This window comes from Pandoraea sp. (assembly GCF_004297875.1).
Taxonomy (GTDB): domain Bacteria; phylum Pseudomonadota; class Gammaproteobacteria; order Burkholderiales; family Burkholderiaceae; genus Pandoraea.
In genome coordinates this window covers 14,011-27,431 of record NZ_SCSK01000005.1, presented here as the reverse complement: position 1 = coordinate 27,431, position 13,421 = coordinate 14,011, and the positions used below count along the sequence as shown (strand labels likewise).

Below are 13,421 nucleotides of genomic sequence, written 5' to 3'. Positions count from 1 at the left end.
TGCGGATGGTGACGGGCGGCCGTGGCAGTACGCCCGCCAGCCCGGCTCGATGACTTTTATTGCCGCCCAAGCATCAGGTCCAGGTTTTGCACGGCGGCCCCGGATGCGCCTTTGCCGAGATTGTCGAACACCGCGCTGAGCACCACATGCCCATGCTCCTGGTTGGCAAACACGCTCAGGCGCATGTCGTTGGTGCCGTTCAGCGCGCACGGGTCCAGGTGCGTGATGGCATTCGACGCCTGCGGCGGCATCACTTGCACACGGGGCGCGCCGGCGTAGTGCCGCGCGAGGCTGGCGTGCAGCGCCTGGGCGTCCGCCCCGGGCGCCAATTGCCGCAACGCCAGCGGTATGGTCAGCACGATGCCCTGGCGGAACGCGCCATAGGCCGGCACAAAAATGGGCCGTTGCGCGAGCCCGGCATGCCGCTGAATCTCCGGAACATGCTTGTGCGCAAGCCCCAGGCCGTAGATCTGATACGGCGGCGCCTTGGCGGCGTCCGGCCCCTCGTGGGCTTCGACCGCGGCCCGCCCGCCCCCCGAGTAGCCCGACACCGCGTGAATGCTGATCGGGTATTGGTCAGGGATGAGGCCGGCCAGCAGCAAGGGCCGCAGCAGGCCGATGGCGCCGGTCGGGTAGCAACCTGGATTGGTCACCCGGCGTGCGCGGGCAATGTGTTGCGGCTGGTCCGGCATCATTTCGGGAAAACCATACGTCCAGTCGGAATGAGTGCGGTGCGCGGAACTGGCGTCGATGATCCTGACAGCCGGATTGACGATGACGTCGACCGCCTCGCGCGCCGCAGCGTCAGGCAGGCACAGGATGGCGATATCGCAGGCATTGAGCGCTTCGGCGCGCCGCCGCAGGTCCTTGCGTTCGGCCTCGGGCAGCGTGAGCAATTTCAGGTCGGTGCGCCCGCGCAACCGTTCGTGGATTTGCAACCCGGTGGTGCCCTGGTCGCCGTCGATGAAAACGAGAGGGAGGTTCATGCGTGAAAGACTCCGGTGACTGCCCATGACAGATTGAGCGAGCACCTATTTTGCGGATACCTATAGAATAGGAAAAGTTGAATTTCATGATGATGAAATTCAGTTTTTCTGAATCAGGATTCCGACATGCGAGAGATCAGCCTTGACCGCTTGCGTACCCTGGTCGCCATCGCCGATGGCGGCTCCTTTGCCGAAGCGGCGCGCGCCTTGCACCTGGCGCCGCCGACGGTGAGCCTGCATATCGCCGAACTGGAGGAGCGCATCGGGGCGCGACTGCTGTCACGAAAGCGCGGGCAGGTGCGGCCCACGGCGATCGGCGAAGCGCTGGTCGAGCGCGCGCGCCGGCTGCTTGCCGATGCGGCGCAGGCAATCGACGACGTCCAACGTCAGGTGATGGGACTCGCGGGGCGGGTGAGGCTCGGCGCGTCGACCGGGGCGATCGCGCACCTGCTGCCGCAAGCGCTCGAGGTGCTGCGCCAGCATCATCCGGCGATCGACGTGCAGGTCGCGGTGCTCACGTCGCATGAGACGCTCACGCGGCTGTCCGAGGGCACGCTCGACGTCGGCCTGGTCGCGCTGCCGCAGCCCCCGGTGGCGGGGCTCGTCATCAAACCGTGGCGGCGCGACCCAGTGATGGCGTTCGTGCCGGCACACTGGGGCTCGCCGGCGCGCGTCACGCCGGCGTGGCTTGCTGCCCGGCCGCTGATCCTGAACGACGCGACCACGCGGCTGTCGCGCCTGACGGCCGAGTGGTTCGCCGCGGGCGGCCATCATCCCGCGCCGCGCATCCAGCTCAACTACAACGACGCCATCAAGAGCCTGGTCGCGGCCGGTTACGGCGCGGCGCTGCTGCCCCATGAGTCGACCACGCCCACGCCCGATCCGCGTATCGTCATGCGGCCCCTGCGCCCCGCGTTATGGCGCTGCCTCGGCATCGCGCACCGTGCCGGAGGCGTCGAGCGCTCCACGCAGCATGTGCTTGATGTGTTGTGGAAACAGCGGCTGGGGTAGCAAGCGGCGCCGGCCGCATCCGATAGTTCCTTTGGGACATGTCCATGATGCGGCAGGATGAGTGTGCGCGTAACGCTCGAAAGACGCTGCTCCGATCACATCGGGACGCGCCGGCTCGCCGGGACCGGCAAGCTGACCAGTCTGGTATCGGAGGTGTTGAATTGCATGCTTCGATGCTCAATACCGTGTCTCTCATTATCGCGGTGCCGGCACAGTTACTACACTGTCGAAACCTCCCGAGACTTTCCCAATTCTCCCGCCAGGAAATCCACAAACGCCCGAATGCGCGTCGATAGCTGGTGACGCTGCGCATAGACCGCGTAAATGTCCGCTGCCGGTGTTTCATAGTCGGGCAACACGACGACAAGACGTCCGTCTGCAAGATATTCATGGATGTCCCACTCGGCGCGCATCAGTATGCCGTGTCCGTCAAGGGCCCATTTGACGGCGATTTCGCCGTCGTTAGTGGTCAGGTTGCCGTTAATGCGGATAGCTTCGACCTTGCGTGCGGCACCGCGCTCGCTGGTGAGCCGCCAGATGCCATACGCCTCATCGCCCTGGCGAATGCCGATGCAGTTGTGCCTGACCAGATCGCGCGGTGTGGCGGGCACGCCGCGCCGCGCAAGGTAGGCGGGCGTCGCGCAAAGCAGCCGCCGGTTGGGTGCGAGCCGTCGGGCAATGATACGGCTGTCGGGCGGCTCGCCGAAGCGGATGCAGACATCGAAGGTGTCGTCGGTCAGTGGCGGCGGCGTGACCGAGAGTTGCAACTGCACAGCGACCTGGGGGTATTGCACGACGAATTTCGAGATGGCGGGTGCGATGTGGCTGCGTCCAAAGCCCAGCGTCGCGTTGACGCGCAATAACCCGGTCGGGTGCTTCTTCGAACCCCCAAGCAATTCGCCGAGAGCGTCGAGCTCGTCGAGGATACGACGCGCGTGCTCCAGATAGACCTCGCCTTCCGGCGTGAGCATCATGCGACGTGTCGTGCGATTGATCAATGGCACGCCGGCCCGTTGTTCCATTTGCGTGAGTCGTTTGCTGACGGCCGCTGGTGTCAGCCCCATTTCACGGGCGGCGGCGCTGAGGCTGGCTGACGCGGCCAGCGTGGAAAAGAAGCCCAGATCGGCAGCTTGGACAGAGTCGGTCATCGCCTTATTTGTGAATTAAAGTTAATGATGCTTTGATTCTACGCCGGGTTTTTGAAACTGGGGTTGGGTAAAGTGCTGTCACATCGCGTTATCCACTTTCAAGGACGGAGACATGAAGACGTATCGCATTGCAACGATTCCTGGTGACGGCATCGGCAAGGAGGTGATTCCTGCGGGCAAGCAAGTGCTTGAAGCGCTGGCGCGCACCACGCGGCGGTTCGTCTTCGGGTTCGAGGATTTCGACTGGGGCGCCGACCACTATCGCGCGCATGGGGTGATGATGCCTGCCGACGGCCTCGATGCGCTACGCGACAAGGACGCGATATTGTTCGGTTCGGCCGGCGACCCGCACGTGCCCGATCACATCACGCTTTGGGGCCTGCGCCTGAAGATTTGCCAGGGGTTCGACCAGTATGCGAACGTGCGGCCCACCCGCATCCTGCCCGGTATCGATGCGCCGCTCAAACGCTGCAAGCCGGAAGATCTGAACTGGGTGATCGTGCGCGAGAACTCCGAAGGCGAGTATGCCGGCGTCGGCGGACGCGTGCATCAGGGTCACCCGCTCGAGGTCGCCACGGACGTGTCGGTGCTCACCCGCGCCGGCGTCGAGCGCATCATGCGCTTCGCGTTTCGCCTGGCTCAATCGCGGCCACGCAAGCTACTCACCGTCATCACCAAAAGCAATGCACAGCGCCATGCGATGGTGATGTGGGACGAAATCGCGAGGCAGATTTCGTTGGAATTTCCCGACGTCAAGTGGGACAAGGAACTGGTCGACGCGGCCACCGCGCGCATGGTAAATCGCCCGGCCTCGCTCGACACGATCGTCGCTACCAATTTGCACGCCGACGTGCTGAGCGATCTGGCCGCCGCGCTTGCCGGCAGCCTTGGCATCGCACCGACCGGCAACCTCGATCCCGAGGGGCGTTACCCATCGATGTTCGAGCCGATCCACGGATCGGCGTTCGACATCATGGGCAAGGGGCTGGCCAATCCGATCGGCACCTTCTGGTCGATCGTGATGTTGCTCGAACACTTGGGCGAGGCCGAAACGGCGGCGCGGCTGATGGGGGCGATTGAAACCGTGACCGCCAATCCGGCCCTGCACACGGGCGATCTCGGCGGTACCGCGACAACCGAGCAAGTTACCGTCGCGATTTGCCAACTGGTGGAAAGGGAAGCCGTTGCCGCCTAAGCGGCCGGCAACCGCCGGGCCAGTCGCGCATCGCGCCCCGGCGGGCGCACCACGCCGGTTCAAACGAATGCCACCGCCAGGCTGCGCCACGCGCAGCGAGTGTCGTTCGTCCGGGCGATAACGACCAACAGGAGATCTCATGCGCGCCGCAAACACAATGCCAGACTCGCGCATCACCCGGGGCCGGGGCTGACATGGATGGGCATCATGCCGAGCGCCTGCTCAAGCGAATGTTCGAAGCTGCGATCGATGTCGCGCAGCCCGCACTGCGGATACCGGCTTTTCTTCCGGCGCCGCCGCGCGGCAGAACCGTTGTGATCGGTGCGGGCAAGGCATCGGCTGCGATGGCGCGGGCGGTCGAGAGTCGCTGGCCGGGAGAACTGAGCGGCCTCGTCGTTACGCGCTACGGATATCGCGTGCCGTGCGAACGCATCGAAATCGTCGAAGCGGCCCATCCCGTACCTGATGAAAACGGCTTGCGCGCGGCGCAGCGCGTGATGTCGATGGTGGCCGGGCTCACCGAAGACGACTTGGTGATCTGCCTGATTTCAGGCGGCGGCTCGGCGCTGCTGCCGCTGCCTGCCGATGGGCTGACGCTCCCGCTCAAGCAGGAGATAAATCGCGCATTGCTCGTGAGCGGGGCAACGATTTCGGAGATGAACTGCGTGCGGCGCCACCTATCGGCGATCAAAGGGGGGCGGCTTGCTGCCGCATGTTATCCCGCGCGTGTGCTGAATCTGATCATCTCCGATGTCCCGGCCGATGCAGCAACCGATGTCGCGTCGGGCCCGACCGTGCCTGACCCCACCACCTGCTCCGATGCGCTGGCCGTGCTGCGTCGCCATGACGTGCCAGTGCCGCCGACGATACTCGACTTGCTCGAGCGGGGCGGGCGCGAAACGCTTAAACCGGGCGATGCGCGCATGTCGCGTATCGAAACGCGTTTCATCGCAACGCCTCAGATGGCTCTCGAAGCAGCCGCTTGCTGCGCGCGAGCAGCGGGTATCGACGCCCATATTCTGGGCGACGCGATCGAGGGCGAGGCTCGCGAGGCGGGCATCGTGATGGCCGGTGTGGCACGGCAAGTGGCTCTGCGCGCTCAACCATTCGACGCACCATGCGTGCTGCTCTCGGGTGGCGAGACGACAGTCAGCGTCAAGGGTCAGGGGCGGGGCGGCCGCAACGTCGAGTTCCTCCTGTCGCTGGGCGTGGCGCTCAATGGAACCCCAGGCGTGTTCGCGCTTGCCGGCGATACGGATGGCGTTGACGGGCAAGAAGATATCGCCGGCGCCTTGCTCAGACCCGACACGCTGCAACGCGCCCGCGATCTGGGCATCTCGCCGCGCGAGCGTCTTGCAGACAACGATGGGCACGGCTTTTTTCAGGCGCTGGGCGACTCTCTCGTGACCGGGCCGACGCTGACCAATGTAAACGACTTTCGGGCGATCTATATCGATCGCCGTTTTCCCTGAGGGCAAGGAGAGGATTCGCATGGGCCGTACACGCAACGCAAAAATCGTCGCCACTCTGGGACCGTCGAGCACGAGCCGAGAAATCATCGAGGCGCTTTACCGCGCCGGCGCCGACGTGTTTCGCCTGAACTTCAGCCACGGCACCCATGAAGATCACCGGCAACGCCACGAGATTATCCGGGCGGTGGAGCGCGACGCAGCCCGGCCGATCGGCGTACTGCTGGACCTGCAGGGGCCCAAGCTGCGCATCGGCACGTTTGCAACCGGGCCGGTGGTGCTGGAGAAGGGCATGCCGTTTCGGCTGGATCTCGACGCGCACGTGGCTGGCGACGCGCATCGGGTGGCGTTGCCGCATCCGGAGATTTTCGCGGCACTGCGCCCAGGCGCGATGCTGCTGCTGGACGACGGCCGAATTCAGCTCAAGGTAGAGCGCTGTGGTGGCGGGTTTGCGCAGACTACCGTGATGGTCGGCGGGACGCTTTCCGAACGCAAGGGGGTCAATGTACCCGACGTGGTGTTGCCATTGTCGGCGATGACCGGGAAGGACCGCCGCGATCTCGAATTCGGTCTTTCACTCGGCATCGACTGGGTCGCGCTTTCGTTCGTACAGCGGGTCGAAGATATTTTCGAAGCGCGCGAGATCGTGGGCAACCGTGCCGCCATCCTGGCCAAGCTGGAGAAGCCGGCGGCCATCGACGGGTTGGACGCGATTGTCGAGGCGGCCGACGCGATCATGGTCGCACGCGGCGATCTTGGCGTGGAGATGCCCGCCGAGCGGGTGCCGGCGATTCAGAAGCGGATCGTGCGCGCCTGCCGCAGCGCCGGAAAGCCGGTGATCGTCGCGACCCAGATGCTTGAGTCGATGGTCTCGGCACCGGTTCCGACACGTGCCGAGGCCTCGGACGTGGCCACCGCGATCTATGACGGCGCCGATGCCGTGATGTTGTCTGCCGAATCGGCCAGCGGCAAATATCCGGTCCAGGCGGTGCACATGATGGACCAGATCATCGCGCGCACGGAGTGCGACCCGTGGTACCGGGAGGCATTGGCAAGTTCACCTTCGCAGCCGCGTGCCGAGATCGCCGATGCCGTCGGATTTGCGATGCGCCACGTTACGAACCTGCTGAACGCGTCGGCGACCGTGGCTTACACGAGTTCCGGTTATTCAGCGTTGCGCATGGCCCGCGAGCGGCCGGGCGCGCCGATTATCGGCATGACTCCTCAGGTGGCGGTCGCTCGTCGTCTGGCGCTGGTCTGGGGCGTGCATCCGGTGCTCTGCCGGGAAGTGGTCGATCTGCTCGATATCAGCGATCTCGCATGCCAGACCGTGCGTAATGAAGGATTTGGGCGGCCAGGCCAAACCATCGCGATTTCAGCCGGTATGCCGTTCGGCACGCCCGGCACGACCAATTTGCTCCGTATCGCCACAATCGAGTGAGGCGCCGATGAAGTTCGAGCCGCGTCGCGATCCGCAGGCGCTGCTTGATTTGCAACGCACGACTATTCCAACAGAGCAACACACCACCCCAATGGAGGAGACAAGTGTACTCAGATATTGAATCCCGGGTATCCCGGAAACTCATGTGGCGCATCATCCCGTTCGTCATGCTGCTTTACTTCGTCAGCTTTCTCGACCGGGTCAACGTGGGCTTCGCCGCGCTGTCGATGAACAAGGAAATTGGCCTTTCCCCCGCTGCGTTCGGCCTGGGTGGCGGTCTGTTCTTCGTTGGCTATTTTCTGTTTGAAGTACCGTCCAATCTGATTTTGCATCGTGTCGGCGCGCGCATCTGGATCGCCAGGGTAATGATCACCTGGGGGCTGGTATCGGCCGCCTCTGCGTTGACCGCCGGCCCCACGAGCTTCTATGTACTTCGCTTTCTGCTGGGTGCAGCCGAGGCAGGCTTCTTCCCAGGGATCATTCTTTATCTGAGCCTGTGGTTTCCGATCAGGCAACGGGCGGCAGCCGCTGCATGGTTCATGGCCGCGGTGCCATTGTCGACTGCCATTGGCTCGCCGATCTCCGGCGCCATCATGCAGTTGCCGCCTATGTTCGGGCTTGCCGATTGGCAACTGCTCTACATTCTCGAGGCCGTGCCGGCCGTCCTCCTTGGTTTCGTAGTGCTAAAGCGCATGGTCGACACGCCGGCGCAAGCGACTTGGCTTGAAGCGGACGAGCGGGACTGGCTGATCGCCAAAATGAAAGAGGAAGCGGATCTGCGTCAGGCGCATGCCGGCCACACCGCCAGCGCCATGAGCGCGCTGCGCGACCTCCGGGTGCTGGCTCTGGCGCTGATCTACTTTGGCACCTCTGCCGGGCTATACACGCTCGGCCTATGGGCACCGCTAATGATCCACCACTACGGCTTCGACGCGCTGCATACCGGCTTGATCAATGTGATTCCCAGTGTCGCCGCGATCGTCGCGATGATTCTCTGGGCACGGCACTCCGACCGCACCGGGGAGCGGACCTGGCACGTGGTTATTCCTTGCGTATTGGCGTGCCTTGGTTTCGTGCTTGCCGGCCAGGCCGGTACGGCCATTACGATTGTGCTGGCGCTGATCGTGGTCAACGGGGGTATCAGCGCCGCCAAAGCTCCGCTGTGGGCGATGCCCAGCATGTTTCTGTCCGGCGCGGGTGCGGCAGCCGGTATTGCTTCAATCAACTCGATTGGCAACCTCGGTGGCTTTGTCGGGCCGGCGGTGATCGGCTGGCTCAAGGGAAGGACCGGCGGCTACACGGCGGGGCTGTATGTGGTGGCTGCGACACTCGCGATCTCGGCGATTTTGACGCTGGTGTTGGCGCGCAGGTCAAGCGCTCCGGTCGCGCTGGGCGCGGCTGGACACAAGGAGCGCTGAGACCGCCGAATTTCAGGGAGGGAAGACCTGGCCCCGAACATCGGGCGCGGGGCTGGCCCTCATTGCCTGACCCAGGCGCCCGCCTTTGGCTGCGCAACGTTTACTTGCGCGTCTCTGGCGTGTAATGGGCCTGCAGGTACGCGATGATCTCCTGCGCATCGGCTTGGTTGATAGGCGCGCCCAGCGCGGTGATCATCTTGTGCACCTCGGCGCTCCAGGTCGCGGCGCTCAGAGGCGGTTGCATGGTGACGTAGGTTACCGAATGGCACATCATGCAGTGCGCCAGCACGAGATCGCGTCCTTTTCCAGGGGCGAGCTCGGCGGTGTAGGTGGGCCACTGGCCAACGCGAAACACACTGCCGCTTTGCGCCGCGCCACGTGCCGGCTGCTGCGCCATGCCGAGCGTGCCGTCGGCATATACGCCGGCCGATTCCAGTCCGGGGCGGGTTTGCGCCTGCGCCGGGAAGCCGGCGCTCAGCAGCGCCAGGCCGATCGCGCCGAGGCAACTGGGTATGCGGATGTTCATTGACTGTCTCCCGCTTATGCCGATAGGACCGTGACTTCCTGGCGCTCGATTCGATTCCACAGATAGCCGCCGGGGTTCCACACCGCCTGGTCGGTTTGGACGCTGCCGGTTTGATCGGTCGCGCGCACCGCGAGGGTGAAGGCGCCGGCCGATTTCGGCGTCCATAGATACGTGTAGGTGCGAAACGCATAAACACCGTGGTCTTGCCCCAGCGTCGCATGCTGCCATGTCTTGCCGTCGTCGGTGGACACTTCGACTTTGGTGATGCGCCCGCGTCCGCTGAAGGCAATGCCGCGGATTTGCGCCGGCATGTTGCGTATCAGCGGGGCGCTGCCATCGGGCTCGATGATGAAGGAGCGCACGGGCATGTCGACCGTGCCGATCGGAACGGTTTTTATTTTCCCCGTGGCCATGGCTTCTGGCGTGACGTTGCCGCCGGGCGTAGCCGGAATCCGGTAGGCGGGATTCATCCAGAAGTTATTGTCGGTTTGCGTCAGGGCGCGAATGAAGGTGAGGTGCTTGGTCCAGTACGTGGCGAATTTCCCGGGCACGACCAGCCGCACCGGAAAGCCGTTGAGCATCGGCAGCGGCTCGCCATTCATCAGGAATGCCACGATGGCCTTGCCGAGTATGGCGTCGGTGGCGTCAAACGATTTCATGAATCTTCCCGATCCCTTGTCGACTGGTCCGACGCCGTGATCGAGACCCTCGAACTGGATCTGCACGGTGCCGCGGCCGATGCCGGCGCGCTCGAGGATGTCCTGCAGGCGAACGCCGGTCCACATCGCATTACCCATCGCGCCGTTGCCCCACTGGCCACCCGCCACGCGCGGCTGGAAGCGGCTGCGCGAATTACCCGAGCACTGATTGACCGCCGCGATGGAGACCGGCTTGAAGTCATGCAGCAACTGCGGCAGCGACAGCTCCATCGGTTTGGAGAAGTTGCCCTCGAGCTTGAGCCGCCAGGCGGCCAGATCGATCTCGTTGGGAATCACCGAAAGGTGGTAACGGACGAAAAACGCGGCATTCGGGGTGAACGCTTCGGTGAAATACTGGCGCGGCGTCTCGAGCTGAATCGGACGATCGGTGAGCCGTTGCAGCGGTAATTTCTGAGGATACGTGACGTAGGGCCCGACGCCGTTCCAGTAGGGATTGGGCCCGGGGCCGGTAAATGGCTGCAGCGGCGCTTCGGCTTGCGTCGAAACGACGGCAAGCGAGGGTTTTGCCGCGAGGGCAGCTCCGCTGCCGAGAAGCGCGAGCAATCGTCTGCGGGTCATGAGTTCAGCCATGCCGGGATCCTCCTCTGGTTGCGATGCTTCGAACGGACCGACGGGGATGACTCGCGCCAGGCGACAAGCCCTGGCTGCTTCTCAATGGATTGAATTCTATGTGCGGTGGGCCGGATTGTTATGAGGGAATTCCCTTCCGGTCATGCGATTGTGCGTCGTCAACGCTTGGTTTGGCCAGGATGGCGATGCTCGGCGGTTTGATGCCGCAGGGGCGTCGGCGCGAGCCGGTCCGCCAACCTCATCCATTCGTCCTAAGCCGTTTGCCTTGCGGCGTAAATTTAAGCCAGTTTTAAGCTTTTTCATCCAGACTGGATGCGGCCCCATCGGGAGTCTCGTCCATTCTCACGGAGGTATGAAAATGCACTTACGCACTGCAATTTTCGCCGGTGCCTTCGCCCTGGCGCCGGTTCTCGCATCGGCAGCGCAGCCAGCCACCCCGCAGCCGACCACGGCGCAGCCTTTGATGGTGCGCTTCGATGGCCATCTCGTGCCCGCGCAGGGCAGCACGCATATCGTGCAGACGGCGGCCGGCCCGGCGCGCGTGAGCACGTGGCACTGGCAGAGCCCGAACGGCGACGCCAGCTTCGTGGTGCAGACCAGCACCGGCGGTGCGCCGCCGGCATGGGCATTGCAGCAGATGCAGGCAATGCAGGCTCAGTTCGGGATGATGCAGGCTCAGATGCAGCAGCTCGAACAGGCGGCGTTGATTCAGCCTTTCACGCTGCCGGGGCCGCTTTCGGTGGTGTTCTCGCCCGGGTGGGTGTTCAACGGCATGCCGGACGTGGTGACGGTGGTCGGGCCGTCGCATGACAGGCCCGCAACACCGTTGCCGCACGCAACCACGTTGAAGAAGGTCTGACTTCGGCCGGCCCGGTTCGACCCTTCAGCGGCCGAAAGTGAACGCCCGCCGCCTGACGTGGTGGCCGGCGGGCGTGCCTGAGTTCACGCTATTCCCACATCAACTCCCGCACGTGCGCCATCGTTCCGGTGGCGAGCCCCTCCAGGCTGTAGCCGCCTTCCAGGATCGACACGATGCGTCCGCGGCATGCCGCCTCGGCAATTTGCATCAGCTCGCGGGTAATCCACGCAAAATCCGCGTCTTCGAGATTCAGGCCGGCGAGCGGGTCGAGCCGGTGCGCGTCGAAGCCGGCCGAGATAATGAGCAGCTCCGGTTCGAACTCGCGCAGCGCCGGCAGCATCTCGGCCTGGATGCGCTCGCGGAATGTCCCGGAGCCGCAGCCGCGCGGCAGCGGCACGTTGACGATGTTGTGACTCACGCCGGTCTCGGCCGCAAATCCAGTGCCGGGGTAAAGCGGCGACTGGTGGCTCGATGCGTAGAATAATTCGGGGCGGTTGTAGAACGCCGCCTGCGTGCCGTTGCCGTGATGCACGTCGAAGTCGACCACCGCCACGCGCGCGAGTTGGTGCATCTCGTGCGCGTAGGCCGCGGCGATTGCCGCCTGATTGAAAATGCAGAACCCCATCGCCCGGGCCGGTTCCGCGTGGTGCCCGCATGGACGCGTGGCGCAGAACACGTTGCGCGCCTGGCCGCCAAGCACCGCGTCGACACCCGCGCAGGCCGCGCCGACGCAGCGCATGACCGCTTCCCAGGAGCCGGGCGACATCACGGTGTCGCCGCCGTCGAGCGGTATAAAGCCCTGGCGCGGGGCGATGCCGGCCACCTCGTCGACAAACGCCGGGTCGTGAATCAGGTGGACCTGCTCGAGCGTGCCCAGTGGCGCATCGCGCCAGGCAAGCGCGGCAAACTGGGGCGAGCGCAGGGCGGCCAGCACCGCCCTGAGCCGCTCGGGTGACTCCGGATGGCCGGGGCCGGGGCGATGATCGAGGCATGCTGGGTGGGAAATCACAAGGGTAGGTGTCATGTGCTGCGATGCGCGGCGCAAGCCGCGTGGTCTCCTGGATTATCGTGGGCCGCCGGGGCGCGCGGCACGTTCTGGCGCCGCGCCCGGGCGGTCCGACTGCAGGCGTCAGCATACGGCGGCCCAGCTATTCAAACCAGTTAGACATTGTTTGAGACATCATAGGGATTTGCTTATGGGTGCCGCGCCCGACCAGGCGCGGGCGCGCCGCAAACCACTCAGCCCAGGCCGGCGGCCCGCGCAATGAAAAACACTCCCGCGCCGATCGCGACGAGGCCAACGACACGCGCGACGCGCGCGCCGCCCGGCAAGAGCCGTTCGGCGGTGATGCCGATGCCAACGAGCGTCATCGCGCGCACGTCCATCACGCCGACCGCCAGCAGACTGGCGGTGAGGCCCGCGCAGCAAAGGACGCAATGCCGGCCCAGGCGCAGCCCGTGGCGCAAGGCGGCGCGCACGCCCGGTGCCGGCGCGCCGCCGCAAGCCCCGTACGCCTCACGCGCCGCTGGCCTGCAACAGGCGAGGTGGCGCGATTTCCACGCGCTGAATTGGAGTGCGCCGGCCGCCAGCATCACCAGACCGGTCGCCGCTGGCGCCAGTTGCGCGAGCGCCGGCACGCGCATTTGCGCCGTCGTGAAGAGGGCGCCCAACGCGAAGGCGATCACGCCGAGCGCAGCCCACAAGAAGAAGTATGCGAGGCCCGCCAAGGCGCTCAGCCCGCCAGGATGCCTGGTACCGGTGGCGTCCAGGCTCAGGCGGTAGCGCCACAGCATCGGCGCGAGCGAGGGCAACATCATCGCAACCATCATCACGCTCCACATGGCGGTGAATGACGTGGCCATGCCGAGCCATGTCTGGCCGGGCATGGGCATCCACAGCATTGATGCGCCGCCGGACATCGCCATGCCGCGCATGCCTGGCGCGGCGCTCGACCACATGACGATGAGCGCCGCGCTGGCGGCGAACAGCAGCGCCGAGACGCCAAGGAAGGCACGCCCGGCGGAACGTTCGGACGAACGCTGCGATACCTGCTCGGCAATGGGGCGTTGCGCCATGTC

The 13,421-nt window shown here is 64.9% G+C and carries 12 protein-coding genes; 6 read left to right on the top strand and 6 right to left on the bottom strand.

Annotated features, from left to right (window positions below):
• Positions 1-56 precede the first annotated feature (56 nt).
• Positions 57-986, bottom strand: a complete 930-nt coding sequence (gene argC, locus EPN80_RS02030; RefSeq protein ID WP_293023065.1) for an N-acetyl-gamma-glutamyl-phosphate reductase — start codon at positions 984-986, stop codon at positions 57-59.
• 126 nt (positions 987-1,112) lie between these two features.
• On the opposite strand from argC, the gene EPN80_RS02025 reads away from it, so the two are divergent.
• On the top strand, positions 1,113-1,997 hold the full coding sequence (locus EPN80_RS02025; protein ID WP_293023063.1) for a LysR family transcriptional regulator: 885 nt from the start codon (positions 1,113-1,115) through the stop codon (positions 1,995-1,997).
• A 218-nt stretch (positions 1,998-2,215) separates the two neighbouring features.
• On the opposite strand, the gene EPN80_RS02020 is transcribed toward EPN80_RS02025, so the two are convergent.
• Positions 2,216-3,145, bottom strand: coding sequence for a LysR family transcriptional regulator (locus EPN80_RS02020; protein WP_293023060.1), 930 nt, complete (start codon positions 3,143-3,145; stop codon positions 2,216-2,218).
• Between the two features lie 112 nt (positions 3,146-3,257).
• On the opposite strand from EPN80_RS02020, the gene EPN80_RS02015 reads away from it, so the two are divergent.
• From EPN80_RS02015 to EPN80_RS02000, 4 genes are all read left to right on the top strand, one after another.
• On the top strand, positions 3,258-4,340 hold the full coding sequence (locus EPN80_RS02015; RefSeq protein WP_293023057.1) for a tartrate dehydrogenase: 1,083 nt from the start codon (positions 3,258-3,260) through the stop codon (positions 4,338-4,340).
• A gap of 194 nt (positions 4,341-4,534) precedes the next feature.
• Positions 4,535-5,812, top strand: a complete 1,278-nt coding sequence (locus EPN80_RS02010; protein ID WP_293023055.1) for a glycerate kinase — start codon at positions 4,535-4,537, stop codon at positions 5,810-5,812.
• 19 nt (positions 5,813-5,831) lie between these two features.
• Positions 5,832-7,250 carry a pyruvate kinase gene (gene pyk, locus EPN80_RS02005; protein WP_293023052.1) on the top strand — a complete coding sequence of 473 codons (1,419 nt, stop codon included), beginning with the start codon at positions 5,832-5,834 and terminating at the stop codon, positions 7,248-7,250.
• Positions 7,251-7,354: 104 nt separating this feature from the next.
• Positions 7,355-8,668 (top strand): MFS transporter, encoded by a 1,314-nt coding sequence (locus EPN80_RS02000; RefSeq protein ID WP_293023050.1) that lies wholly within the window; start codon positions 7,355-7,357, stop codon positions 8,666-8,668.
• 100 nt (positions 8,669-8,768) lie between these two features.
• Here EPN80_RS02000 and EPN80_RS01995 read toward each other — a convergent pair whose 3' ends face one another.
• On the bottom strand, positions 8,769-9,194 hold the full coding sequence (locus EPN80_RS01995; RefSeq protein ID WP_293023047.1) for a sulfide dehydrogenase: 426 nt from the start codon (positions 9,192-9,194) through the stop codon (positions 8,769-8,771).
• 14 nt (positions 9,195-9,208) lie between these two features.
• Positions 9,209-10,483 carry a molybdopterin-dependent oxidoreductase gene (locus EPN80_RS01990; RefSeq protein ID WP_293023044.1) on the bottom strand — a complete coding sequence of 425 codons (1,275 nt, stop codon included), beginning with the start codon at positions 10,481-10,483 and terminating at the stop codon, positions 9,209-9,211.
• 358 nt (positions 10,484-10,841) lie between these two features.
• On the opposite strand from EPN80_RS01990, the gene EPN80_RS01985 reads away from it, so the two are divergent.
• Positions 10,842-11,342: a hypothetical protein gene (locus tag EPN80_RS01985; RefSeq protein WP_293023041.1), complete on the top strand. Its 501-nt coding sequence runs from the start codon at positions 10,842-10,844 to the stop codon at positions 11,340-11,342.
• An 88-nt stretch (positions 11,343-11,430) separates the two neighbouring features.
• Here EPN80_RS01985 and EPN80_RS01980 read toward each other — a convergent pair whose 3' ends face one another.
• Together EPN80_RS01980 and EPN80_RS01975 are read right to left on the bottom strand one after the other, a co-directional pair.
• Entirely contained in the window at positions 11,431-12,366 is a 936-nt protein-coding gene (locus EPN80_RS01980) for a histone deacetylase family protein (RefSeq protein WP_293023039.1), read from the bottom strand.
• A gap of 215 nt (positions 12,367-12,581) precedes the next feature.
• The gene (locus EPN80_RS01975; RefSeq protein ID WP_293023036.1) at positions 12,582-13,418 is read right to left on the bottom strand and encodes a DUF2182 domain-containing protein; all 837 of its coding nucleotides are present in this window, start codon (positions 13,416-13,418) and stop codon (positions 12,582-12,584) included.
• Positions 13,419-13,421: the final 3 nt, after the last annotated feature.

Coding starts and splice junctions, on each gene's coding strand:
- argC (WP_293023065.1), bottom strand. CDS start 986: ATGAACCTCCCTCTCGTTTTCATCGACGGCGACCAGGGCACCACCGGG.
- EPN80_RS02025 (WP_293023063.1), top strand. CDS start 1,113: ATGCGAGAGATCAGCCTTGACCGCTTGCGTACCCTGGTCGCCATCGCC.
- EPN80_RS02020 (WP_293023060.1), bottom strand. CDS start 3,145: ATGACCGACTCTGTCCAAGCTGCCGATCTGGGCTTCTTTTCCACGCTG.
- EPN80_RS02015 (WP_293023057.1), top strand. CDS start 3,258: ATGAAGACGTATCGCATTGCAACGATTCCTGGTGACGGCATCGGCAAG.
- EPN80_RS02010 (WP_293023055.1), top strand. CDS start 4,535: ATGGATGGGCATCATGCCGAGCGCCTGCTCAAGCGAATGTTCGAAGCT.
- pyk (WP_293023052.1), top strand. CDS start 5,832: ATGGGCCGTACACGCAACGCAAAAATCGTCGCCACTCTGGGACCGTCG.
- EPN80_RS01995 (WP_293023047.1), bottom strand. CDS start 9,194: ATGAACATCCGCATACCCAGTTGCCTCGGCGCGATCGGCCTGGCGCTG.
- EPN80_RS01990 (WP_293023044.1), bottom strand. CDS start 10,483: ATGGCTGAACTCATGACCCGCAGACGATTGCTCGCGCTTCTCGGCAGC.
- EPN80_RS01985 (WP_293023041.1), top strand. CDS start 10,842: ATGCACTTACGCACTGCAATTTTCGCCGGTGCCTTCGCCCTGGCGCCG.
- EPN80_RS01980 (WP_293023039.1), bottom strand. CDS start 12,366: ATGACACCTACCCTTGTGATTTCCCACCCAGCATGCCTCGATCATCGC.
- EPN80_RS01975 (WP_293023036.1), bottom strand. CDS start 13,418: ATGGCGCAACGCCCCATTGCCGAGCAGGTATCGCAGCGTTCGTCCGAA.